19 protein-coding genes and 1 pseudogene are annotated in these 24263 nt (G+C 68.9%); 5 read left to right on the forward strand and 15 right to left on the reverse strand.

Features of this window, described 5'->3' with window-relative positions:
- Positions 1 to 120, forward strand: a pseudogene (locus tag LX88_RS44795) (IS982 family transposase); the annotation flags it as partial.
- Between the two features lie 132 nt (positions 121 to 252).
- Here LX88_RS44795 and LX88_RS41180 read toward each other — a convergent pair.
- The 3 genes from LX88_RS41180 to LX88_RS41190 all read right to left on the reverse strand — a co-directional run bounded on the left by LX88_RS41180 (position 253) and on the right by LX88_RS41190 (position 2419).
- The gene (locus LX88_RS41180; protein WP_258953171.1) at positions 253 to 1245 is read right to left on the reverse strand and encodes an ArsR/SmtB family transcription factor; all 993 of its coding nucleotides are present in this window, start codon (positions 1243 to 1245) and stop codon (positions 253 to 255) included.
- Between the two features lie 140 nt (positions 1246 to 1385).
- Positions 1386 to 1793, reverse strand: coding sequence for a PPOX class F420-dependent oxidoreductase (locus LX88_RS41185; protein WP_258953172.1), 408 nt, complete (start codon positions 1791 to 1793; stop codon positions 1386 to 1388).
- On the reverse strand, positions 1790 to 2419 hold the full coding sequence (locus tag LX88_RS41190) for a TetR/AcrR family transcriptional regulator (protein ID WP_258953173.1): 630 nt from the start codon (positions 2417 to 2419) through the stop codon (positions 1790 to 1792). The genes LX88_RS41185 and LX88_RS41190 overlap by 4 nt, the downstream gene beginning before the upstream one ends.
- 104 nt (positions 2420 to 2523) lie before the next feature.
- Between LX88_RS41190 and LX88_RS41195 the strand changes: the two genes are divergently transcribed.
- Positions 2524 to 3774, forward strand: coding sequence for an epoxide hydrolase family protein (locus tag LX88_RS41195; protein ID WP_258953174.1), 1251 nt, complete (start codon positions 2524 to 2526; stop codon positions 3772 to 3774).
- Between the two features lie 80 nt (positions 3775 to 3854).
- On the opposite strand, the gene LX88_RS41200 is transcribed toward LX88_RS41195, so the two are convergent.
- The 10 genes from LX88_RS41200 to LX88_RS41245 all read right to left on the reverse strand — a co-directional run bounded on the left by LX88_RS41200 (position 3855) and on the right by LX88_RS41245 (position 14538).
- Positions 3855 to 3998, reverse strand: a complete 144-nt coding sequence (locus LX88_RS41200; protein ID WP_258953175.1) for a hypothetical protein — start codon at positions 3996 to 3998, stop codon at positions 3855 to 3857.
- Positions 3995 to 4825, reverse strand: a complete 831-nt coding sequence (locus LX88_RS41205) for a GH12 family glycosyl hydrolase domain-containing protein (protein ID WP_258953176.1) — start codon at positions 4823 to 4825, stop codon at positions 3995 to 3997. The genes LX88_RS41200 and LX88_RS41205 overlap by 4 nt, the downstream gene beginning before the upstream one ends.
- A 325-nt stretch (positions 4826 to 5150) precedes the next feature.
- Positions 5151 to 6428 (reverse strand): glycosyltransferase, encoded by a 1278-nt coding sequence (locus LX88_RS41210; protein ID WP_258953177.1) that lies wholly within the window; start codon positions 6426 to 6428, stop codon positions 5151 to 5153.
- Positions 6429 to 6458: 30 nt separating this feature from the next.
- The gene (locus LX88_RS41215) at positions 6459 to 7865 is read right to left on the reverse strand and encodes a cytochrome P450 (protein ID WP_258953178.1); all 1407 of its coding nucleotides are present in this window, start codon (positions 7863 to 7865) and stop codon (positions 6459 to 6461) included.
- Positions 7862 to 9103, reverse strand: coding sequence for an aminotransferase class I/II-fold pyridoxal phosphate-dependent enzyme (locus LX88_RS41220; RefSeq protein WP_258953179.1), 1242 nt, complete (start codon positions 9101 to 9103; stop codon positions 7862 to 7864). The genes LX88_RS41215 and LX88_RS41220 overlap by 4 nt, the downstream gene beginning before the upstream one ends.
- Positions 9104 to 9415: 312 nt before the next feature.
- On the reverse strand, positions 9416 to 11335 hold the full coding sequence (locus LX88_RS41225; protein ID WP_258953180.1) for a glycoside hydrolase family 44 protein: 1920 nt from the start codon (positions 11333 to 11335) through the stop codon (positions 9416 to 9418).
- Positions 11336 to 11565: 230 nt separating this feature from the next.
- Positions 11566 to 12495, reverse strand: coding sequence for a PDR/VanB family oxidoreductase (locus LX88_RS41230; RefSeq protein ID WP_258953181.1), 930 nt, complete (start codon positions 12493 to 12495; stop codon positions 11566 to 11568).
- Complete coding sequence (locus LX88_RS41235; RefSeq protein WP_258953182.1) at positions 12492 to 12650, reverse strand: hypothetical protein; 159 nt, start codon at positions 12648 to 12650, stop codon at positions 12492 to 12494. The genes LX88_RS41230 and LX88_RS41235 overlap by 4 nt, the downstream gene beginning before the upstream one ends.
- Entirely contained in the window at positions 12647 to 13681 is a 1035-nt protein-coding gene (locus LX88_RS41240; RefSeq protein ID WP_258953183.1) for a Rieske 2Fe-2S domain-containing protein, read from the reverse strand. Before LX88_RS41240 ends, LX88_RS41235 begins: the two co-directional genes overlap by 4 nt.
- A gap of 89 nt (positions 13682 to 13770) precedes the next feature.
- The gene (locus tag LX88_RS41245; protein WP_258953184.1) at positions 13771 to 14538 is read right to left on the reverse strand and encodes an IclR family transcriptional regulator; all 768 of its coding nucleotides are present in this window, start codon (positions 14536 to 14538) and stop codon (positions 13771 to 13773) included.
- Positions 14539 to 15020: 482 nt separating this feature from the next.
- Between LX88_RS41245 and LX88_RS41250 the strand changes: the two genes are divergently transcribed.
- The 3 genes from LX88_RS41250 to fxsT are packed head-to-tail and all read left to right on the forward strand — an operon-like array spanning position 15021 to position 22149.
- The gene (locus LX88_RS41250; RefSeq protein WP_258953185.1) at positions 15021 to 16961 is read left to right on the forward strand and encodes a VMAP-C domain-containing protein; all 1941 of its coding nucleotides are present in this window, start codon (positions 15021 to 15023) and stop codon (positions 16959 to 16961) included.
- Positions 16958 to 17959, forward strand: a complete 1002-nt coding sequence (locus LX88_RS41255) for an AAA family ATPase (protein ID WP_258953186.1) — start codon at positions 16958 to 16960, stop codon at positions 17957 to 17959. The genes LX88_RS41250 and LX88_RS41255 overlap by 4 nt, the downstream gene beginning before the upstream one ends.
- Positions 17956 to 22149, forward strand: a complete 4194-nt coding sequence (fxsT, locus tag LX88_RS41260) for an FxSxx-COOH system tetratricopeptide repeat protein (protein ID WP_258953187.1) — start codon at positions 17956 to 17958, stop codon at positions 22147 to 22149. The genes LX88_RS41255 and fxsT overlap by 4 nt, the downstream gene beginning before the upstream one ends.
- Here fxsT and LX88_RS41265 read toward each other — a convergent pair whose 3' ends face one another.
- On the reverse strand, positions 22150 to 23865 hold the full coding sequence (locus LX88_RS41265) for an HEXXH motif domain-containing protein (RefSeq protein ID WP_258953188.1): 1716 nt from the start codon (positions 23863 to 23865) through the stop codon (positions 22150 to 22152).
- Complete coding sequence (locus LX88_RS41270; RefSeq protein WP_258953189.1) at positions 23858 to 24034, reverse strand: hypothetical protein; 177 nt, start codon at positions 24032 to 24034, stop codon at positions 23858 to 23860. The genes LX88_RS41265 and LX88_RS41270 overlap by 8 nt, the downstream gene beginning before the upstream one ends.
- Between the last annotated feature and the right edge of the window lie 229 nt (positions 24035 to 24263).

A 24263-nucleotide genomic window follows, 5' to 3' on the forward strand; every position in this document is an offset into this window, starting at 1 on the left:
ACTCCAGCCGGAGTCATAGTCCGTGTCCTGCAACGGGTTCTGGCGCTGACCACCGCGATCTGGCACAACGACAAGACCGGGCAGCCAGTCATGCGGTCATTGACCGCCTACGACCACTGACCCCTTGGAATCAGTCATCTAGCCGACGTTGCAGAGGGCCACCCCGCCGCGCCGACAGAGTGCGCTCAACGCGGCCGGGTGGCCCTCCGGTAGGCGGAAGAGGCGAACGAGTGCTTCGGCTGACCGCCGCGCTCAGCGACCGGCGGCGAGCACCCTCAGCCCCAGCGGCGTGATGAGATGGCGGGCGAAGTTCTCCTCGCGCTCCGTGGCGATGAGACCGGCCTCGCGCAGGACGCCGGTGTGGTGGCTCACGGTGGCCGGGGCGACGCCCACCAGCTTCGCGAGCCTGGTGGTGGTGCTCCCGCCGACCACCGACCGCAGGATCGACGCCCTGGTGGAGCCCAGCAACGCCGCCAGGTGGTCGCCGCCGGCCCGCCCGGCCGCCAGAAGCCGTGACTCGGTGCGAATGGGGAACGCCAGCGTGGGAGGCAGCTGCGGATCCGCCAGGGCCACCGGGTGGTACAGGACGAAGTAGCACGGGATCAGCACCAGGCCTCTGCCGTCCAGGTGCAGGTCCCGGTCGACGGGGTAGTCGACGAACAGCACGGGCGGGTCCCACCGCGTGCCGGGCCCCAGCGCGGCCAGCAGCCCCTCCGGGCCGTCGTGCAGGTACCGCTGGATCCAGGGCGCCACGTCGGAGCACAGCCCTTCCTCGATCGTCGGCAGGTGCGGCGCGATCACGGACCTGAAGTACACGCGCAAGGCCTCACGCAACTGCTGGAGTGCTGGGGACCTCCCCCTGGCGAGGTCGTCCAGCCAGCTCGACTCCGGCCCCGACGCGGGGCGGATCAGATCGATCTCCGCGCGCAGGCGGTCCGGCTCCGTCGACAGGACCGCGTCAACGCACTGGTCGATGCCGCACAGCTCTTCCGGTGGGGTGAGCAGATCCGGGAAGTAGGCCGCGTGCGGGGCCACCGTCACCACGGTGTGCAGCGCCGTTCGCAGCTCCGGATCACGTGCGGCGAGCTCGCGCACGCTGCGGCGCCACGCACCGAACGACAGGTCGCCGTCCTTGTGCTGCAGGACCTGCGCGCTGCTGACGATCTCCCACATCAGGTCGGGTTTCAGCCTCAGCCGCGTACGCGCGAAGTCCCTGTCGGTGAAGTGGATGCGCAACTGCGGCATGTCCGCCCCCCGGAGCTGCCGTGACCTCCACCTGAGAAGTCATCGGCACCCCGGCGGAGATACAGCTCCGGCGCGAAGTCACACGAGCCGCGGTGAAGCCCGTCCTGCACCCGCGCCACGAAGCGAGCCCGCGCTGCCGGTCAGGGCGTGTGCACCCGGTCGACCTCGACGGTGAGCAGGACGCGCTGCTGCGGACCGCCGCCGAAACCGGGGTACGGCCGGCCGATGTACTTCTGGGACAGCTCGTCGATGTGCTCACGGGCGCCCTCGGTCGTCATGGCCACCACGCTGCCGCGCAGAGCCCAGTAACGCGAGGGCGCCGCCGGGTCGGCGATGCCGATGGCGATGCGGGGATCGCGCTGGAGGTTGCGGGTCTTCTGGTGGGTGTCCACGGTGTTGATGAGCACGTGTTCGCCGTCGGTGCCCGCCCAGGTCTGGGAGATCTGCGGCGACCCGTCGGGCATGAGCGTGGTCACGAAGCAGATGGACTTGGCGTTGAGGACCGCGATCAGGTCGTCGGGCAGAGCTGTCATGTTCTTGGCCTTCACGTCTGGTCGTTGTAGAAGCGGTCGATGACCGCCTCGTCCGGCCGGTCGCCGGACAGGTCGGCGTGACGCACTCCCGCCAGCGCGATCCGCAGAGCGCGCCGCCACAGCCCCGGGGTGTGAGCGCGGGAGGCGTCCATGACGCTGCCCACCATCACGTGCACCGCGGCGAAGTCGGCGGGAGTCGCCCCGTCGGGCAGCTGACCCGCGCGCACGGCCCGTTCGACGAGGCCGGCCACCAGCGGGGTCATCCGCTCATGCGCGCGTTGCACCAGCGCGGTGGCCTGGTTGCGGCTGCGCAGCAGCTCCCCCAGCCCCCGGCTCTGCGCCTCGATCTCCAGTTGCCGCTCGAGGAACCAGGTGAGCCCCGCCCAGGCGTCGTCGTGGCGCGAAGCCTGCTCCGCCAAGTCGATCACCGTGTCGATGTGCTCGCTGAACAGGGCGTCCAGCAGGTCCTGCCGCTGCGGGAAGCGCCGGTAGATCGTGCCCATCCCGGTGCCGGCGGCTCGCGCGATGTCCTCGTACGAGACGTCCAGCCCTTGCGAGGCCATGAGGTCGTAGGCCGTGCGCAACAACAACTGGCGATTGCGCTCGGCGTCACGACGCAGAGGAGGAAGCGCTTCGGTCACAGGCCGAGCGTAGACAAGTGGAAGGGAAATTCCAAGTTGAAGAGTTCTTCCACTTGTGGGCTACGCTCGCACCGTTCCCCCTCCGACACACCCAGGAGCCACCGGTGACATCCCCTTCTGCCCACGACGTGGTCGAACCGTTCACGATCGCCGTCCCCGACTCCGAGCTGCTGGACCTGCGCAGCCGCCTGGCCGCCACCCGGTGGCCGGACCGCGAGACGGTTCCGGACGGGAGCCAGGGTCCGCAGCTGGACCGCGTCCGCGCTCTGTGCGACCACTGGGCCACCGGTTACGACTGGCGGCGTACTGAGAAGGTCATCAACGACCTCGGCTCGTCCCGCACCGTCATCGACGGGATCGACGTCCACTTCCTGCACGTCCGGTCGGCCGAGCCGGACGCCGTCCCGCTGCTCCTGTGCCACGGCTGGCCCGGTTCGATCCTGGAGTTCCGGCACCTGGTGGGCCCGCTGACCGATCCGGTGGCGCACGGCGGCGACGCCCGCGACGCGTTCCACGTGGTGATCCCGTCCATGCCGGGCTTCGGGTTCTCCGGCAAGCCCACGACGACCGGCTGGAACACGTCCCGAGTCGCCGACGCGTGGATCACCCTCATGCGGCGCCTGGGCCATGACACCTGGTTCGTCCAGGGCGGCGACTGGGGCTCGGCCGTCGTCGAGCAGATCGCCCGCAAGGCACCCGAGCGGTGCCTGGGCGTGCACTTCAACCTGCCGCTGGTGTTCCCCACCGAGCAGGAGGTGAGCGCCGCGACCGCGGAGGAACAACGGATGATCGCGCGCGCTCAGCGCTACCAGGACGAACTGAGCGCGTACGCGCGGGAACAGGCCACCCGGCCGCAGACGATCGGCTACTCGCTCTCGGACTCACCCGCCGGACTCGCCGCCTGGATCTACACGCTCTTCCAGGACGTCACCGACAGCGGCGGCAACCCCGAAGACGTCATCGACCGCGACGAGATCCTCGACGACGTCATGCTCTACTGGCTCCCCAACGCCGCGGCGTCCTCCGCCCGCCTGTACTGGGAGGAGGCCCGGGCCGGCACCGCGCCCGGGAGCGAGGAGCGACCGAACCCCGTCCCCGCCGGGTTCAGCATCTTCCCCGGCGAGGCCGTGCAGGCCTCCCGGCGCTGGGTCGAGCGGCGCTACGAGACGGTGGTGCACTACGACCAGCTCGAGCGCGGAGGCCACTTCGCCGCCCTGGAGCAGCCGGACGTCCTCACCGACCAGATCCGGACGACCTTCCGAGGACTGCGGACCGGAGCCGGGCTGCTCGGTGAGATCGTCACGTCTCCCGGCGAGCCGGCCGTCGTCGAGGTGGACCGAGCCGGCCCAGCCTGACTGAACCGTCGGCCGCCGAGACACCGCACGGATGGTTCTGCTCGGCGCGGTCGGAGCCGCACTCGCGATCCGCCGGAAACTCAGGCAGGCGCGCAGGTGATCGACACGATGCCGGGCGAGACGCCACTGCCGACGACGTCGAAGCTGGTGGACTTGCCCGGTTCGAGCACGCCTTCGCGCGCGGCGCCGACCACACGGACCGGCGAGTCCCCCACGTTGGTCACCTCAGTGCCCTTCTGGGCTTCTGGTCGTCCACGGAGACGGAGAAGTTCTCGATGGCGTTGCCCGCGCCTCCACGCCACAGGTTGAACCCGGCCTCGACCGCGATCAGGTACCAGTCCGGTGAGACCAGACCTCGTCCGACGGAGTCGCCCGTGAACGCGCTGATGTCGAGGTCCTTGACGGCGGTGGTCTCACCGACGCGCTCGTAGGTGATCCGCACACGGCCCTGGTCACGGGCCAGCCACACGTTCCACCGGGCGTCCGAGATCGGCACGTCACGGGCCAGCAGCACCCCACCCGGCCGGACACCGCCGACGCCGCGGAGCCAGATCACCACCTCGGCACCGTCCGGCGTGCCGTCGGCGACGGGTCCGCTGTGGAACCACACCACGTAGGCGGCGTTGAAGACCCCGGCGTCGACCTGGCTGCTGACCCAGTCGCTGGTGACGCGAGGCATCTCCGACACCTGCACCGGCAGGCCGCCGACATCGGTGCACTCGTGCCAGTGACAACCTTTGATCAACGACGGGGTGGCGGCGGGTGCGCCTTCCGGCGACACGTCGTGCCCGGCGCTGTCGATCCGCAACGACTGGTCCCCCACGGTGATGCATTGGGGCGTTTCGGCGTTCCACACGTTGTTCTGGGCGAGGTAGTCCGTTCCGCCGGCCGGAGCGACGCCGTCCCTGGCACACAGGGAGAGGCTCGCGCCCGCCGCGGGTCCCACGTTCGACAGGACCAGGCCGACGAGCGCGGCGATCAACGCTCCGCCCAGTCCGAGCGCCACGAACGCGGCGGCGACGCGGAAGGCGATGTGAGCCGCGGGGTTCATCCGTGCTCCTCCTTCGATGGCCCGAAGGCGCCAGCGCCACGGTGCGCGCGACGCCCTGCAGAGGGATACGCCTTCGCCGACGACGGAGTTCACCTCAGCTCGCGAAGCGGCGGTGGAGGTGCCCAACGACCGGCGGAGGTTGTTCAGGCCGTTGGCCGCCACCGTCTCGGCAGCGCGCAGATGCCGGACGCCGCAGGACCTCGGAGCCGTTCGCGTGGAACCGGACGAGGGTGAGTCAGGAGGCGATCCGGATATCGGGCCGGACGTGCGTGGCCGCCCGCAGCGGTGCGGGCGGCACACGAACGCGTTGTCGGCCAGCGCACCGTCAGTTGTGCACGACCGGCTGGATGCCCAGCTCTGCGGCCCAGCGCTCGACGACGTCCGCGGCGGCCGTCTGCACGGTGTTCGCCGAGACCCGTGCGCCGAGTTCTTTCGCCTGGGCGGTACGTGCCAGCGCCGCGTCCACAGCAGCGCCGAGCCGGTCCCCCGTGATCTGGTGGAATGGCAGGCGCACGCCGGCACCGAGCTTCTCGACGCGCCACGCCCAGTAGGCCTGGTCGGCGAGCACTCCGGCGATGACGGAAGGCAGACCCGCGCGCAGGACGGACGCGGTCGTGCCCGACCCGCCGTGGTGCACCGCGGCCCGGCACCGTGGCAGCACCGCGTCGAAGTCGACGTTGTTCGCGAGGTGCAGGTGGTCCGGCAGCTCAGCGCCGTCGGTACCGAAATCGCTCCATCCGGCGCAGATCAGCCCCCGCAAGCCCCGCTCTCGCGTCAACCGGGCGATGTCGCGCAACATGGCCGCGGGGTCGGCCACCGGCGTTGAGCCGAAGCCGAAGAAAACGGGTGCGCTACCGGCGTCCAGCCAGGCGTCCAGACCGGCCGGCACCTGTTCGCCGAGACGGGCCCTCAGGTCGGCGGACAGCGCCTGCCACCCGACGACCTCGTGCCGCTGGTGCCATTCCGCCGGCCTCGACGCGACGTCCCCGCTGAACATCGCCACCGACGGGATCAGCTCCACGCTCGGGCGGCGCTTGAACCTCGCGATGCCGAGCACGTCGCACATCTCGTCGATGTTCGGCTTGCTCTCCTGCCAGAAGCCGACGTCCAGCAAGCGCCAGCTGGCCAGGTTCAGCCAGCGCAGTCGCAGGTCTCGGACAGGTGAGAGGAAGCTCGCGTGATTTCCCGCATCGAGGACCGGATACACGGAGGACGTGCGGTGCGGCACACCGAGCGCCTTCGCGAGGCACTCGCCGCGGTACACGGTCGTGATCGTCGAGATCACCAGGTCCGCGCCTTCGGCCGCGGTGACGCACGCGTCGATGATCGACCGGTTCGCCTCGCGTTCCTCCAGGGTCATCGCCCTGAGGAACGCGAGGACCTTTCCGCGTGCCATGTTCTTCCGCGCCGCGTCGGAGGTCAGAAGCGCGTTCATGTCCGGCTTCATCGGGACGACGTCGATGCCGGCGCGCGCGACCCACGCCGCGAGGTTCTCGTTCACCGTCATCACCACCGAGTGCCCCCGGCGCCGCAATTCGTCGCCGAGCGCCACCATCGGCTGGATGTCTCCCCGCGAACCGTGCGCGAGTACCGCCACTCTCATTGGAACCTCCTTCGGTCCACACCGGACGCGTCAGGTGATGGGGTCGAGGTGGACGGGGAGACCGCCGGCCGGGAACGGGGTGTTCGACCAGTCCCACCGCATCCGGTAGCCCTCCGGCAGCCGCCACCGGTGGCGCAGCAACAACTCGTGCAGGATCGTCTTGACCTCCAGGAAGCCCAGCACCATCCCGATGCATTTGTGCGCACCACCGCCGAAGGGCACGAACGCGAACCGGTGTGCCTGGTCCTCGCGGCGCGGTTCGGCGAACCGGTCCGGGTCGAACGCGTCGGGTTCGCGCCAGTACGCCGGGTCGTAGTGGTTGGCGGCGGGCATGACGACCGTGGTCGTGCCGGCCGGCAGGTGGTAGCCCGTGAGGTCGACGTCGCGGACCGTCCTGCGCACGAAGGTGGGCACCGGCGCGACCAGGCGCAGCGACTCCTTCACCACCAGGTCGAGCGTGGTCAGCCGGTCGAGACCGTCGATGTCCGGTGCCGGTCCCAGGGCGACGGACTCGGCACGGGCCCGTTCCTGCCACTCCGGCCGGCGAGCCAGGTGGTACATCGCCGCCGTCACCGTGGTGGCCGAGGTGTCGAGCGCGGCCACCATCAGGAAGATCATGTGGTCGACGACCTCGGTGTCGGTGAACCGCTGGCCGTCCTCGTCCCGCGCGGAGGCCAGCACCGAGAACAGATCGCTGCCGGCGCTGTTCCGCTTACCGGGCAGGCCGGCCCTGAAGTGCTCCTCGAGCATCCTCCTGCCGCGCAGTCCCGCCTGCCACTTGCCGCCCGGCACGGGAAACCGCGCCAGTGCGGTGGTGCCGTCGACCGCGGCCTTGAACGCCCGCAGCACCGGCTCGTTCGTGCCGGGGGCGCTTCCCATGAACACCTGCGACCCGATCTCCAAGGTGAGCCGGCCCATCAGCGGGTGGACGGCGAAGCGGGCCGGCAGGCCGGCGAGTCCCGCACGGGCGACCTGACCGGCGACCTCCGCGTAGGCGGCGAGCCGGGGCCGGGTGAAGGCCTGCTGCATGATCCGCCGGTGCTGCAGGTGTTCGTCGTCGAGCAACAGCAGGCCACGCCGGAAGAACGGGTCGAAGAACAGGTTCCACCCGGACTGCGAGAACGCCTTGTCCTTGTTGGTGAGCACGGCCTGGGTGGCGTCGGCGCCCCCCACCACCGCCATCCTGATGCCGAACGCCTTCATCCACGACACCGGTCCGTACCGCGTCACCCTGGCGCGTTCGAACCGCGGGCCGTACCGCATCCACTCGAGCCCGTGACCGACCACGGGAAGGCCGGGGTCACCGGGCACCGCCCGCAGGCCAGAGCCCGGCGGCGGCTCGGCCAGGTGCCTGGTCCGCGCGGCTGCGCCGCTCAGTACCCGCGACTCCAGCCAGCGCGGCACCGGCACCGTGCTGATCGACAAGCGGCGCGTCAAGAGATCACCCGCAACGCACGGCCCACCTTCTCGAACGCCTCCAGCGTGCGCTCCAGGTTCTCGGGCGTGTGCGCGCTGTTGAAACTGGTGCGGATGAGGCTCCGTCCGTCGGGTACGGCCGGAGGGATGGCCGGTGTGGCGAAGACCTTCTCGTCCCACAACCCGCGCCAGAACTGGAAAGCGGTGCTCTCGTCCCCGACCAGCACGGGGATGATCGGGCTGTTGGAGCCGAGCAGGTCGAAGCCCAGACCCAGGAGGTTCTGGCGCATGAAGTCGACCTTGGACCACATCTGCTCGCGGTGCTCGGGCTCGGAGCGGATGATGCGCAGCGCCGCGAGACTGGCGGCGATGTTCGGAGCGGGCAGAGCGGTGCTGAAGATGAGCAGCCGTGCGGTGTGCTTGACGTGGTCGATGACGTCGGCCGTGCCCGCCAGGAACCCGCCGACAGACGCGAACGCCTTCGAGAACGTGCCCGCCACGACGTCGACGTCGTCAGTCAGGTCGAAGTGGACGTGCGACCCTTCGCCGCGCGGCCCGAGCACGCCGGTCGCGTGCGCGTCGTCGCACACCACCCGCGCGCCGTACCGCTTGGCGACCTCCACGACTTCGGGGATCGCGCCGATGTGGCCGGACATCGAGAAGACGCCTTCGGTGTAGACGACGCGTCCGCCCGGCAGGCCTTCGTCCTCTTTGAGAAGCCGCTCGAGATCGCCGGCGTCGTTGTGCTCGAAGCGTCGCGGGCGGTTCGCCATCAGCCGCGAGCCGTCGATCAGACTCGCGTGGTTCTCACGGTCGAAGTACAGGACGTTGCGGCGTCCGCCCAGCGTCGAGACGGCCGAGGCGGTCGAGAGGAAGCCGGCGCTGAAGACCAGCGCCGACTCCTTTCCGAGGAAGTCCGCCAGTTCGGCCTCGAGGGTCTCGTGGAGCTCGAGGGTGCCGGTCAGGAACCGCGATCCCGAACACGACATGCCGAAGTCGTCCACGGCGGCACGCGCGGCATCGCGCACCCGTTCGTCCTGGGTCAGTCCCAGGTAGTCGTTGGAACCGGTGAGGACGTACTGCTCGCCGTCCACGACCACGGTGCCGCCGCTGTGCCGGCCCATGGCCTTGAAGAACGGGTACAGGCCCAAAGCACGTGCCTGGTCTGCGCGACGCGGGGCCCGCAGATCGGCGAAAGCGTCCACAACGGGTTCACGAACGAGGCTCGAGGTGCCTCCGATGATGCCAGTTTCGCCCATGGCCGAACACTCCTGGTTCGTTGCTCCGCTGGAATTCCCGCACGACTGATGAAACAGACGCTATTGCACGAAGCACCACTGACCGCCCATCACTCAGTAATCGCATAGCCGAGAACAGCCTCTTCTCGGCCGCATGAGTCGCAGATAGTTGGGAGATCTTCCTCAAGCAGGCGCGGGTCTGCGTTGCCCATTGCCAGAAATGGCACACGCGTGCTTTCGAAAATTCGTGGTCGGATCTACTCGGTGCGTTTCCACGGTTCACAGCACAAAGCGCCGGCCCATGTCGGTCCGGCGCCTCGTGCTCGGGTCTGCTCAGCTGGGGGTGCAGGTCAACGTCGGCGTCGCCGCTCTGCCGGTGGCCTGGAACCCGAAGGTCCTGCTGCCGCCCGCATCGATCGAGCCGTTCCACCCGGCGTCCGCCGCGACCACGCGGGTGGCGTCCTGCTCCAGGGCGGTGTTCCACGAGTTGGTGACCTGCTGGCCGGCCGGCCACGTCCAGCTGACCCGCCACCCGGTCGTCGCCGTGCGGCGTTCGTTGGTGACCGTCACCGTCGCGACGTGCGCCGTGCCCCAGTCGCCGTTGACGTGCAGGGTCGCCGAGCACCCGGCCGGCGGCAGGACCAGCAGCGTGATGGAGTTCGCCGGGTACGTGGCGTCGACGCGGCCGTCGCTCACCGGAAGGTCGCCGCGCGTGATGGTGCTCAGGTCGGCCGGGCTGTAGGTGAACCGCTGCGCCGCACCGGTGCCGTCGAACCCGGCCACCGACAGCGGCGAGGTCAGGTCGTCGCCGGTCTTGTTGACGACCATGACGGTCACCGCGCTGTCGGACGAGCGCTGCGCCGCGTACACCGCCAGCCGGTCCTGGTCGGCGGAGGCCGCCGACACGCTCACGTCGCCGAACCGGCTGCCCGCGCCGTCGTAGTTCCGGTACATCCGGAACGCGAACGCACCCGGATCGGCCGGCTTGGGCTCACCCCACATCGTGGCGAGGTCGAGGCCTTCACGTCCGAAGATGCCCAGGACGTCGGCCTGTGCCAGCGCGCCGTTGATGTCGTCCAGCGCGCCCCAGTTGTACTCGGTGACGGCGGTCTTGGTGCCGGGGTTGTACTGGGCGATCCACGACTTCATCGTGCGGATGAACTGCAGCGGCGGCGCGTTGACCCCGCCGGGTCCGATCCAGGACTCCTCCACGTACGTCGGATCCCACAGCGACCGGGTCGACCGCAGCCGCAAAGCGTTGGTCGCGGGATCCTTGCCACCGCTGATCTGCGGGTAGAAGTGCTGGTCGAAGTAGTCGAGGTAGCGCGTGCCCCCGTGGGCGTCGCTGAAGTCCTTCATGTTCTTCAGGTACCACTGGGAGAGGTTGAGCCCGCCGTGCGCGGCCGAGTCGGCGCCCGGCCCGCAGCCGTCCAGCCCGGACGCGACCCACTCGCAGTACCCCCAGCCGGACGGGCCGAGGACCTGGGCGCTCGGGTCCGCGGCCTTGATCGCCGCGGCGGTCGCCGTGCCCTTGCCGCCCAGTTCGTCGTACGTGACCAGCTCGGGATGCACGTCGCGATGAGTGTGGGCCCACAGCACGGGCTCGTTGTCGAGCTCGTAGATCGGTACGCCACCCCGCGCCGCCGTCCCGAACCTGTCCACCAGGTGCGACACCATCTCGCCGGCGAACGCCGCGTCCGCCCTCACCGAGGTGTCCTCCGGCACGCCGGCGAGGTTCTTGCCGTCGAGCTGACCGTTGCCGCAGTGGGGGTCCCACTCGTCGAAGCTGTCCTGCTCCGGGAACCGCGAGGCCGGGAACCCGCAGTGGAACGGATGTGACGACGGTGAGTCCTTGGCCACCCAGCCGGACATGGGCACGGTGACGACCGGCTTGATGCCGCGGTCGAGGTTCGACCCGACCATCCACTCGAGGGTGTGCTGCTCGTCGGCGACGATGTTCTCGAAGAACCAGTCGCTGCCGGTGTTGTACGTGCGGTTCTTGAAGTTGTAGCGGCTCGACGCGTTGCCGCCCCAGCGCGCCACCGACTGGCCGATCTCGGCGTTGAACGCCGGATCGCCGCCGTTCAGGCCGTAGATGTCGGGACTGATCGCATGCCGGGAGGCGGACACGTCCACCGACAGCGCGGGCCCGGCGGTGACCGCCGCGGCACTCGTGGCCGTCTGGACGGTGAACGTCGCCGCGACCAGGGACGCCGCCGCACCCGCGGCAACGATCGATCGCGGTTTCCGCAATCGCCGATCAGCTACCACGAGGGCCTCCCCAGATCCAGCGATCACATTTGTTCACCGCTGACACTGGCGAGAGGGTCGACACGAGTCAAGCCGTGCCGGCATGTTCGATCAATTCGACTCGAACAATCGAAACGCTCATCGAGAAGTGGCGTTCACCCGTTTCAAGGAGCTTCGGTGAATCGGCACTGATTCCAAGCCGCCTCGCACGACAGGGCGCGTTCACCCCCACCTCAGAGATCCAGCACCAGGCGGGGTGAACAGGACCGGGACACGCAGATCATCATCGCGTCGCCCACCGCCCGTTCCTGGTCGGTGAGCACGGAGTCGCGGTGATCGGGCGTCCCGGCGAGCACGGTCGTCTCGCAGGTGCCGCAGGTGCCTTCCTGACAGGACGACAGCACGGCCACACCCGCTCGTTCGACGACCTCGAGGACGGACTGCCCGGCCGGCACCCGCAGCACCGCACCGGTCTGCGACAGCTCGATCTCGAAGTCGTGCCGAGACTCCTGTGTCGCAACGGTCCTCGGCGTGAACCGTTCGATGTGGAGTGCGCCTTCCCGCCAGTCCGCACAATGCTGCTCGACGGCGGTCAGCAGGCCTTCCGGACCGCAGCAGTACACGGCGGTGTCCTCGTCCGGCTCGCCGAGCACCGACACCAGGTCCAACAGGCCGTGCTCGTCCTCTGGGCGGATCTCGACCTGGCCGAGGTGCTCGAGCTCGTCGCGGAACGCCATGGAGGACCGCGTTCTGCCACCGTAGAGCAACCGCCAGTCGTGACCTGCCTTCTCGGCCTCGGCGATCATCGGCAGGATCGGGGTGATGCCGATGCCGCCGGCGATGAACAGGTAGCGCTTCGCCTCGACGAGCTCGAAGTGGTTGCGCGGCCCTCGCACCTCGATTTGCTGGCCCACGGCGAGAACGTCATGCGCATGCCGTGAGCCGCCGCGCCCGTCTGGTTCACGAAGGACAGCGACCTGCATGATCGAGGTGTCGTCCGGGTGGCCGCACAGCGAGTACTGGCGCACCAGGCCCTCGGCGAGTACGAGGTCGACGTGGGCGCCCGGCGTCCAGCCTGGCAGCGGGTCGCCGTCCGGATGCCGCAGCGTCAGGAGCACCACACCGTCGGCGACCGGTTCCTTGTTGTCCAGCAGGAGCTTCATGACGTGTGCCCGTTGGGATGGTCGAGCAGCCACGCCCACAGCTCGACGGGGTCTTCGAACTCGCGCTCGGCGGAGCAATGGCACACCGCGCGGAGCCGGTCCGTGCCCAGCACCCAGTGGACGCGGAACACGCGGTCGCCGGTGAGCGCGTTCATGCCTTCTCACACAGGCGCTTGAGCATCCGCCGTGCGGCGAGCCCACCGGTGTCGATGTTGATCGACAGCTCCTGGTAGCCGTCCGGCTCCTTCGCGATGACCTGCTCCAGCACGTTCAACGCCACGACGTCCTGCATGACGACGGTGCGGTTGTTCTCGGCGAGGAACGCGGAGACCTCCTCGTCCTCGAGTGCGAAATCCCTTGCCACGCACCAGAAGTCGTGCGTCGAGGACTCGGTCTCCGGCGTGATCGCGTACACGACCTCGACGTGGAACGCGTCCGGGTCCGTGCCGTCCGCGTTGGGCACGGAGCCGACCGGCGCGATGCGACTGTGCAGTTTGTACAGGCACGGTGGCGTGTACTCGATGTCCTGCCACCGCGCGATCCTGCCCTCCAGGCCGGTGGACTTGGCGTAGAACGGCGGGCATTCCGCATCGTCCATGTGCCGCGACACGTAGACGATGCCGGCGTCCTCGTCGACCTCGGTCGTGACCGGGGTGGAGGCGACCTCCGGTGTGCCGATGTAGCCGCCGTGCAGGTAGGTCTCGTGCGAGAGGTCCAGCAGGTTGTCGACGAGCAGCTCGTACCGGGCGTTCAACGGTTCCATGCCGGCGACGGTCGTGTAGTCCGGCGAGACGAGCCACGGCGCGCGCGGGATCCGCGACGCGTCGGCGTTCGCCGGGTCGCCGATGAAGACCCACACGAACGAGTCCTGCTCGACGACGGGATAGGGCAGAAGCCGTGCGGTGCGCGGAATGCGGGTCTGGCCGGGCACGGCGACGCACCTGCCGCCCGCGTCGTAGGTGAAGCCGTGGTACCCGCAGACGACCTGGTCGTCGACGAGCCGGGAGGGCTTCTGCGACAACGGGAAACGGCGGTGCACACAGCGGTCCGGCATGGCCGTCACCGCGCCGTCGCGAGTGCGCCAGAACAGGATCGGCTCGCCGCAGATGGTGCGGGTGAACAGGTCGTGCTCGATCTCGGAACCGTAAGCCGCGACGTACCACTGGTCGCGCGGGAAGCCGGTCATCGACGCTCCTCATCCGTGGTGGGAGACCACAGAGTGGCGGAGGCCACAGCCCGTGCCGTAGAGCACTTTCCGGAAAATGGAAGTCGATCCTAATTCGACAGTGCGCGGGAGATCGCCTGGGCGCTGGTGCGCACTAGCCGTGCCAGCGCCCGCGGAGTGGTGCTTCCGTGCCGCACGACCAGCGACACCGCGGCGACGACCTCGCCCTGCCGGTCGCGGATCGGCGCGCCGACCGACAGGGCGTCCATCGTCACCTGGCGGTCGCTGATCGAAAAGCCGTTCGACCGGACGTCGGCGAGCATCCGGCGCAACCGCGCCGGATCGGTGACGGTCTTGGCGGTGTACCGGGCGACCGGTGCGTTGAGCACTTCCTCCTGCACCTCGACGGGGGCGTGCGCGAGCAGGACCAGGCCGACACCGGTGACGGTGAGCGCGAACCGGTCGCCGACGCGGGTGAGCACCGGCACCGCGTCGGAACTCGCGATCCGTTCGACGAAGACGACCTCCGTGCCCTCCCTGACGGCGAGCTGCACGTTCTCCCTGGTGATCCGGGAGAGGTCCTCGAGGAACGGCAACGCGGCCTCGCGCAGCCCGGGACCACGTGGCGCGAGCGAGCCGAGTTCCCACAGCCGCAGCCCGATCCGGTACAGCCCGTCCGCGCCTCGTTCGACGGCGCCCCACGCGCAGAGCTCCTGCATCAGCCGATGCGTGGTCGACAACGGCATGCCCGCACGCCGGGCGAGATCGCTCAACGTCAGCTCGCGGCGCTCGGCGTCGAACGCGTCGAGGAGCCGCAACGCACGGCCGATCACCGGCCCGGTGGGGCCCGCGGGCCTGCCTCTTCTCGACGCGCTCATCCCCCCATCTTCCCCGGCACCACCCGGTGACCACTACTTCCGGTCGCACATGCACGTCACGACCACCAGACCGTGCTGTACGGGCAGGAGGCGTTCAGGTCCACTTCGGACAGGCTGCTGCAGGGTTCGCACCGAACGCTGCGGCGACCAGAAAGGTGTCGCGCTGGAGACGCGAGCGCGCGGCAAGATGTGCCTTCGGTCGAGAAGATGGTCGTGGCACTGCGCCGCGGTATTAGCGGTCAAATCAATGCCAACTCGAGCACGATGGCCGAATGAACGCATACCTTGCGCCACTTGGAATGCATTTCCGCTCTTTTGGGTTCTGCCGAACGAGCCGTCGTCCTGCGTACGGTGTCGGTACGCCGCGCGGTTCGGCGAGAGCGAGGTGATGGTTCTTGTTGCCCCAGCCGCTGCACCACGCCATCGTTGTCGTGGATGTCGAGAGGTTCGGCGACTCAAAGCGGGGCGATTTGCATCGATCAATGATGCAAACGGGGCTTTTGGCGGCACTGGAACGCGCGTTCACCGAAGCCGAAATCGACTGGTCGGCGTGCACGGTCGAGGGCCGGGGTGACGGCGCGCTGATCTTCGTACCCGCTCGCTACCCCGAGAACCAGCTGGCGGACAGGCTTCCGCCTCGGCTGGCGGCGGGGCTGCGGCGCCACAACGTCACGTCCGCAGAAGGGGGTCGTATGCGCGTACGGCTCGCACTGCACTCAGGGCCGGTCGACGTGGTACCGAACGGCAGCACCAACACGCCCGTCATCTTCGCCTGCCGCCTGGTCGACTCGGAGGAGGCCCGCGAGGCTCAGCGAGCCTCCGAGGACCTCATCACGATCATCGTGTCGGACAGCTTCTACCTCGACACCGTCCAGCACGAGCCGGCCGCCGAGCCCGAGACGTACCGCCGTGTCCGCATCGACGTCAAGGAAGTGCACGCGTACGCGTGGATCCGGTCGACAGCACCGACTCCCGAGATCGAGATCGGCGTGCACGCGCTGACCAACGCGCTGGTGAACATCGAGTCGTTGCAACAGCGTTCGCCTCGAAGCGAGGTGCTGGACCGGTTGCCGGACTGGATGTCGTCAGCCCTTCCGCGCGACGCCGGTCTCTGGCCGCTGGCTCACGCCCTGGCCGACCTCTGCGCCACCGACCCGCACGCGTTGGAGCACCTCATCGAGGCGATTCGGCGCCAGGAAGGCGATTCGGCGTCGGTCGTACAGCTGATGGCCATGCGTTCGAACTCCGCGGGCAACGAGTTGCTGGGCATTCTGGCCGAGGCCGAGACCCCGGACCTCGCGGACGTCTACCGCAAGGTGGCCAGTCCGGCGACCATTCCGCCGGGGGCAGAGCCGGGCCTCGCCGAGATCCTGGAATCGCTGGAGGCTCTCAACGCGCGTCCCGACGGGTTGCCCCGCACGCTGGTGTTCGCCGAGTACGTCGCTGCCCGGCTCCGTCCGGCCTTCAAGATCAGAGTTCGGCAGTGGGCGGCGGCCAGGGCGGCCGAGATGAACTTGGGCAGCGAGCTGGAGGAGGTGCGCAAGGAGGCCCGCGGGTACAGCGCGCCGGCGTCCACGGGGAAACCAGTCGCGTACCTCGTGCTCCAGATACAGCGCGAAGGTCCGTCGGGTGACCGGATCCGCCTGTCGGACTGGCGCCAGCTCGGAGAGCCGTCGCAGTGGGCGCCCAGCCGCAGCGAAGACAAAGTCGGCTCATTGGAGGCGACGAAAGCGACAGTGGCTTCGCTCATCGACGAGATCGAACGCGACTGGGGCCCGAGCCAGCCGGACATCCGCATCGAGTTCGTGCTCGACACCCCGGACCTCGGCCTGGCGGTCGAGCAGTGGCCGTGGGAGACCGACCCGCAGTCGGAACCGATCGGGTGCCGCTACCCCGCGGTCCTGCGCAGCGCGGAACGCATGCGGACGCACAGGTACCACAGGGATTGGCGGCGGCGCTGGGACGAACTGACCCGGCAGCTCGATCGCGACCAGCGGATCGCCCCTCACCACGTCGTGCGCGGCGGCGGCGATGACGAAGCAGGCCGGCGCAGGCTGATGGGAGCGCTCAGCCTCGAGCGCGACGCGGTCTCGGTGGTGCTGAGCGCTCCGCCGCAACCAGAACTGGCCGGCCAGGACGAGATCTCGATCAGCCTCAAGGCCGGTGTCCCCCTGATCCTCTGGCACCGGGACGACTGCGGATCGCCCGAGTTCGCGGGCGGGATCAAAAAGCTGTTGCACGCCGGCGACGACAACCCGGACCACCTGCTCGAACGGGTCCGGCAGACCAGGGTGATGGCCTTCGCCACCGAACCGCACGAGACGCACATCGGTTCCGCATTGATGGTGCTGTACGACGACCCGACCCGGCTCGTCCTCCCGCACCAGCCCAGCCCGCCGCTGGAAGTGGAGGCAGCGAAGTGAGCACCTGGCACGTCTACCGGGGTGACGGTTCGGTCGCGGACACCCCGATCTCGGAGCTACCGGCACCACCGCCGTGGCGAACGTTCGCGGGAGAAGGCAGCACGACCAGGCCCTCGGACGATGGCGGGGAGGGCAGACGACGGGTCGGTGCCGCCCCGTCCCGGCCCCGCGTGCCGGATCCGGCGGAGGTGTCGCTCGTCAACGCGGCGATCCACCTGAGGCGTCCGTTGCTCCTGACCGGGCAGCCCGGCACCGGCAAGTCCTCGCTCGCCTACCTGATAGCACGTGAGCTCGGCCTGGGGCCGGTGCTCCGGTGGCCGATCACCAGCCGCATGACCATGACGCAGGGGCTTTTCCTCTACGACGCGATCGCGAGAGTGCAGTCGGCTGCCCACGACGGCGACTCCGACATCGGCGACTTCATCCACTTAGGACCCCTCGGAACCGCGTTGCTGCCGGCGGACCTGCCCAGAGTGCTGTTGATCGACGAGCTGGACAAGGGCGACATAGACCTGCCCAACGACCTGCTCAACGTCTTCGAGGAGGGCGAGTACGAGATTCCCGAACTGGTCCGTTATGCCAAAAGGCAGTCCGAGGTCACCGTCCTCACCGAGGACAAAGGCCACCAGGCGACCGTCCGCAACGGAATCGTGCGGTGCCGGGAGTTCCCGATCGTCATCATCACCAGCAACGGCGAGCGCGAGTTCCCACCGGCGTTCCTGCGTCGTTGTCTGCGCCTGCGCATCGAGAACCCGAACCCCCAGCAGCTCGGCGTCATGGTCACCGCGCACTTCGGCGGGAAGGACCTCATCGATACCAGCCGCCTCATCAGTGAGTTCCTGGACCGGAGCGGTCAGGTGGGCGGTTTGGCCGCCGACCAGCTCCTCAACGCCGTGCACCTCGCCACCCATCTCGCGACCTCGGGCGCCTACACACCGGACGAGGAGTGGAAAGACCTGCTGACCGCCATCTGGCATCCGCTGACAGAGCCGCGATGACCTCCGAACTCGAGCGGCTGACCACCGGGGATCTCGCCTACCACGAGATCCGCGATGCCCTGTGGCTGGCGAACCGGATCAACGAGGACACGACCTTCTCGTCCGCGGAACCCGCGATCCCGGACACAGCGGCCGACAAGGGGGCCGGAGCCGAGCCGCCGCCTGCGACCACCGAGACGCCGAGCGCCTCGACGACCGAGTCGGTCGAGCAGTGGACGCGTGGTCAGGAGACCGCGGTGTTCTCCGATGTGGCGGGCTCCGCCGCCACCTCTCACACGACCACGGGCTGGCCGGTCCGCCCTGCCATGGCGGAACGCCGTGGCATCAGCAAGGCGTTGCGTCCGCTCTCCCGCTTCGCGCCGTCCCCGTGGACACGGGAGATCGACGAGGTGGCGACCGCGACCCGCGCCGCGCAGGACCACCTCTGGATACCCGTGTGGAAGGGCGCACCGACACGACGGTTCGACGTCGCCCTCGTGGTCGACCACTCGTTCATGGTGGAGATCTGGCAGGACATGGCTGCGGAGTTCCGGGCGTTGCTCGCTCAGCAGGGCGCGTTCCGCGACGTCCGGACGTACTTCGTCGACAGCACCGGCCAGGACCTGTCCACCCTGCCGCTGCGCAGTGAGGGCGGAGCCAGCCACGACTGGGGTTTCCTGCTCGAACCGACGGGCAACCGGATCGTCCTGGTCCTGACGGACACGATCGGCAAGGCGTGGCACAACGGTGCTGTCGGCCGGATCCTGCACGGGTGGGCACAGCGGATGCCGGTGGCGATCGTGCACACGCTGGCACAGAGGCTGTGGTCGTGGGGCGGCATCGTCACCAACCGGGCACAGCTCTGGTCGCCCGCACCGGGGGTGCCCAACCGGCAACTGCGGGTCGTGGGCCGGCACCGCTCAGACCTCGTACCCGTTCCTGTGCTGGGAATGTCGGCCGAGTGGATGTCCGGCTGGGCCAGGCTCATCGCCGCACCGGGCGCCCAGCAGCTCGAGACCACGGCAACGATGGTGAGCGCGCTGCCGCCGCCGCTGCCGCCGGATCTGGGAGAGGACGGCGACGACAACCTGACCGCCAGGGAACGCGTGCTGCAGTTCCGCACCTATGCGTCCGTCGACGGGTTCCACCTCGCCGGTCTGCTGGCGGCGACACCGCTGAGCCCGTCGTTGATGAACCTCGTGCAGCGCGTGCTGTTCCCGCAGTCGGACCTCTCCGCGCTGGCCGAAGTCCTGCTGGGCGGCCTCATCCGCCGGCGTCCGGACGCCGGGCCAGCCACCGACGCCGTGACGTTCGAGTTCCCTGAAGGCGTTCGCGAGGAGCTGCTCGGCACCCTCCAGCGGACCGACACCGCGCACATCGCCAGGGTCCTCGACGAGCAGGCAGGCGATCGCATACCCGCACTGCGCATCCTCCGAGCCACCCTGGACGACCCGAGCCACGACGCGGAGCCGGATCTCGCACCGGAGAACCGTCCCTACCTCGAGGTCCAGGCAGCCGTGTTGAGAGCGCTCTCCGGACCGTACGCCAGGCACGCCAAGAAACTCCGAGCAGCACTCGTCCACGAGAACATCGACATCTCGCACTCCGAGGCGCGAACCGCCGGAGTGGAGCAGGGCCCAACCGGCACCGAAACCCGAGTCGTGCCAGGAGCTGATCACGTGACAATCTCCGTGCAGTCCACGCCAGAGGAGCGCCGCCCCGCCACCCAGCCGCAGATCTGGGGCGCCGTACCGTTGCGCAACCCGGACTTCGTGGGCCGGATCGAACTGCTGGAGCAACTCCGCCGGCGGCTCGCGGAGCCCGGCACGACAGCCGTGCTTCCCGAAGCCCTGCACGGCATGGGCGGAGTGGGCAAGTCGCAGACCGTCGTGGAGTACATCCACCGGCATGCCGGCGAATACGACGTCGTCTGGTGGATTCCCGCGGAGCAGCAGGCTCAGATAAGGGCCAGCCTCGTGGAACTGGCGAAGCGCCTGGGTGTCGCGACCGCCGGGTCAGCGGAGACCGCGGTGCCCGCGGCACTGGAGGCACTGCGCCTGTACGACCCCGACAGGCGCTGGTTGCTGGTCTTCGACAACGCGGACAACCCCCAGGACGTGACGACGTTCTTCCCTGCCGGGACGGGCCACATCATCGTCACGTCCCGCAACTCCGACTGGCGTCGCGTCGCCCGTCCCGTCGAGGTGGACCTGTTCACCCGCGCGGAGAGCATCGAGCTGCTGATGCGCCGCGGTGGCGAGATGGACGACATCGAGGCGGACGCGTTGGCCGAGGCCCTCGGCGACCTGCCCCTCGCCGTAGAGCAGGCGGCCGCGTGGCGTGCCAGCACGGGCATGCCGGTCGCCGAGTACCTGGAACTGCTGGAGCAGAACCGGGCGGAACTGCTGGCAGCGGGCGCATCCGACGACGACCAGGTCCCGATGGTGGCCGCCGTGTGGAACGTCCCGCTGGAACGGCTGCGGGAAAGCCACCCCGACGCGTTGCAACTGCTGCAGGTCTGTGCGTTCTTCGGGCCCGATCCGATCCCTCAGAAGTTGTTCCGCGGCGGCCGGAACGCACCGGTGCCCAAGGAGCTGCGCACGGCGCTCCGCGACCCGATCAAGCTGGGCCGGGCCGTCCGGCAGATCAGCCAGTACAGCCTCGCCAAGCTGGACCACCGCAACAACACCATCCAGCTCCACCGCCTGGTGCAGACGGTGCTGCGGAACAGCCTTTCCGCGGAGGAACAGGAAGAGCGGCGCCACGCGGTGCACGTCCTCCTCGCCAACGGTGCCCCGGACGGACCGGACCTGACGAGGAACTGGCGCCAGTTCGCGGAGTTGCTGCCCCACGCGCACATGTCCTTCGCCGTCGACTGCGAGGACGAGTGGGTCCGCGACCTGGTCACCAACCTGGTCGACTACCTGCTCAACTCGGGCGACATCGGCGGCGCACGTGATCTGGCCGCACAGGCGGTGAAGGTGTGGTCGGAAACGCTGGGAGAGAGCGACTCCGAAACCCTGGAGATGTCCCAGAGACTGGCGGTGTCGATGCGCAGGCTCGGTGAGATCGACAACGCGATCCGCCTCAACGAGCAGACCCGGCGCAAGATGGTGGAAGCGCTGGGCGAGAACCACGAGAGCATGCTGGAGATGCTCGACATCATCGCGGCGGACCGCAGGCAGGAAGGACGGTTCCGGGAGGAGCTGGAGCTCCAGCAGACCGTGTACGCCCGCTCGCGCGACCTGCTCGGCGTCGACGATCCGACCACCATGAGGTACGCCCACAACCTGGCGGGGTGCCTGCGCCAGATGGGCAGGTTCGGCGAAGCACTCGTGCTGGACACCGACAACCTGCAGCGCCGGACCACCGTGCTCGGCCTCGACAACCCGTACACGCTCGGCTCCCGCGTCGCGTTGTGCGTCGACCTGCGCGAAACCGGCCACTACCTGCGGGCGGTCCAGGACCAGCAGGACGTCCTCGACTACCAGAGAGAGGTGCTCAACCCGAACCACCCCAGGGTGATCGGCGCGACGCGAAACCTGGCGGTCGCGCTGAGCAGAGCCGGCGACCACGCCCGCGCTCTCGAGCTCACCGAGGACTGCCTGACGCGGTACAAGCGAAGGCACGGCGACAACCACATCGACACCATCACCGCACTGATGAACTTCTCCACCGAACTGCGGCACAACGGCAACATGGACGACGCCGTCACCCACGCCCAGCAGAGCTACGAGCGGTTCCGCGCGCTTCGGGGCGACCGCCACCCGTACACGCTGGTCGCGGCGCTCAACCTGGCGATCATCCACCGCCTGCGCGGTGACGTCGACCGAGCGCTGGACATCGACCGCGACACGCACGCGGTCCTGCTCGAGATCTTCGACGCGGACCACCCGTCGGCCCTGGTGGCCGCGACCAACCTGGCGAGCGACCTGGCCGCTCTCGGCCACCTGGACCAGGCGAGGTCCATGGACGAGGCGACACTCGAGCGGTCGCGACGGATGCTCGGCCAAGAGCACCCGTCGACGCTGGCGCTCGCCATCAACCTCGCCATCGACCTCGACTCCCTCGGCGAGTCGACGGCCGCGGCGACGTTGCACCGCGCCACGTTGATCAGCTTCCAGAGAACCCTCGGCCAGGAGCACCTGGCAGTCCTCGCGGCCATGTCTTACGCGAGGATGAACTGCGACACGGACACCATGCAGTTGTGATCAGCTCGCGGTCTGGTCGAACCAAGCCGTGAGCGCGAAAGGATCCGGTTTCGTCCCACCCCGGAGAGCCAGGGCGTGGTACACCGCGTGCACCACTTCCGGCCGGCGCAGCAAGGTCGCCGAGCCCGACGCGAGCGCGAGGCCCGACCACGCGGTGAGATCCTTCGGCGAGGCCTCCAACCGTGCCGCGAACAACTTCGCGGCGTGGTCCAGATCGCCGTGGAGGAAAGCGCCTTCCGCATCGGTTCCCGCGGACGCCCGCCCTTCAAGCGCCCGTGCTTTCAGCAGAGTTCCCAACGGGGAACGTCCCGATTCCGGTGACACCGCCACGACGTCGGGCCCGAAGTCCTGGTCGCAGGCTTCGCCGGCGAGCCATGCTTCCGCCAACGCCTCGGCCACCTGTTTGTCCGGCTGGACGTGCCGCAACCGCCACAGGACGTGGTGATCGGTGTTGACCCACTCGACGTCCTGAGCGAGGTCGCCCGGCAGATCGGTCGCCGGGCAGGCATCCAGCCGCGCGGAAACGCCCATGACGAACTCGCGGCCCAGGTCGGTGAGCTCGGGCAGGTCACCGAGGTAGGAAAGCACCTCCGCCACCTGGTGGCGGCGGTAGGAGAAGTTGAACCTCGCTCGCCGCGCCAGCTCGGGAGCGACGAAGTTCCGCTCCACGAACCAGTACTCCACCACGCTGCAGAAAGCGTAGACGCCGTGGAGAAGGCCTGTGACACCACGAGGATGGTCCAGCCACGGCACGTGAAATCGACAGTCGTCGCCGTCCCGGCACAGCACCGCGAGGTCGAGCAACGCGTTGACCTTCGAGTGCTGGATCTCGTGCGTCAGCGCTTCGGCGAACTCGACCGCCGACGCCTTGGGCGACATCGCGACGCTGCCGAACGCGGCACTCGACGACACGGCGAACATGTCACGCCCCGCCAACGGCACGATGCTCGCGAGGCAAGCCGACAACTCGTCGGCGAACCCCGGGTGACGTGCCATGAGAAGTTCCCAGGCACCGTCCATCTGCCGGAACCACTCAGCGCGTTCCTGCTCTGCCAAGGGACGAGGCGGGAGCGGCGCACTGAACTCGCGGTACGGGTCGACGTCGTCGAGCACGATCCGAAGCGCGCGTCCACCCGCCTTCGCCACGTGGTGCCGGACCGCTTCCAGGCGCGGTCGCTGCACCTCACCGTCGATCGTGAGCTCGAATCCGCCGGAACCACCGCGCAGCACGGCGTGCCCCGTAGGACGGTCCGTCCGGAGGACACCGACGGACGGCAGCCAGACCACGCCGTGCACCACCGGTACGTCGATCTCGAACTCGAGTCCACTTCGGACTGCCACAGCAGCGGCCAGGGCGTGGAACCCGCCGACCTCCGACCAGAGCGGCGTGTCGTCGAGCCGCCTCCCGAGCACCTGGCGCAGCACCCGGCTGAGCCAGATTCCCACGGAGGGGTACATCACCACCTCGGCGACGGCCTCGGGCGACTCCTGTTCAGCGGCGTCGAGCAGCTCCCAGGCCCGGTCCGTCCGGAAAGGCCCGAGCTCATCCCCCACTGCTCCGACGGCTTCAGCGAACGTGCGCAGCAACAGCTTGCGATGGCTGTGCTGGCCATGGCGCAGCGCGGTGGCTTCCAAGGACGACACCGGTCCGTCGCAGGTCTGCCAGAAGACGAGACTCGGCGTGCGGACCCAGCTCAGCGGGGCCAGGTCAGTCACGCTGACCCTGAATGCTGTCCCCGAACTGACCTGCCGCGGCACCGGCGATGATCGCCTGCACCGCCTCGCGCAACAGCGGACTTGGATGAGTTCGCAGTTCGGCCAAGGACAGCGGAACGAGGTCGAGCATCACCGAAGGCAGCTCGGCCGGCGAGCTCACTGCTGTCACTTACTATGCCTCCCACTTCAGGAAAACGGCTGCGCATGCTTCCGCGGGCACATCTGTACGCCAGACGGCTTGGTGGAGTGTATCGGCATGAAAATTCCGCACACCTGGGCTATAGGCAAAGCTGTCCGAAGTTCAGGCGGAGGTTGCAACATCCCAGCCGATCGGGTGGAGTCTCTGCGTCTCGCGGCCATGGTTCCGGCATGTTCCGCTGACCAGAGGATCACCACAG

Origin of the sequence: Lentzea californiensis, assembly GCF_024648825.1 — a bacterium.
Taxonomy (GTDB): Bacteria; Actinomycetota; Actinomycetes; order Mycobacteriales; family Pseudonocardiaceae; genus Lentzea; species Lentzea californiensis.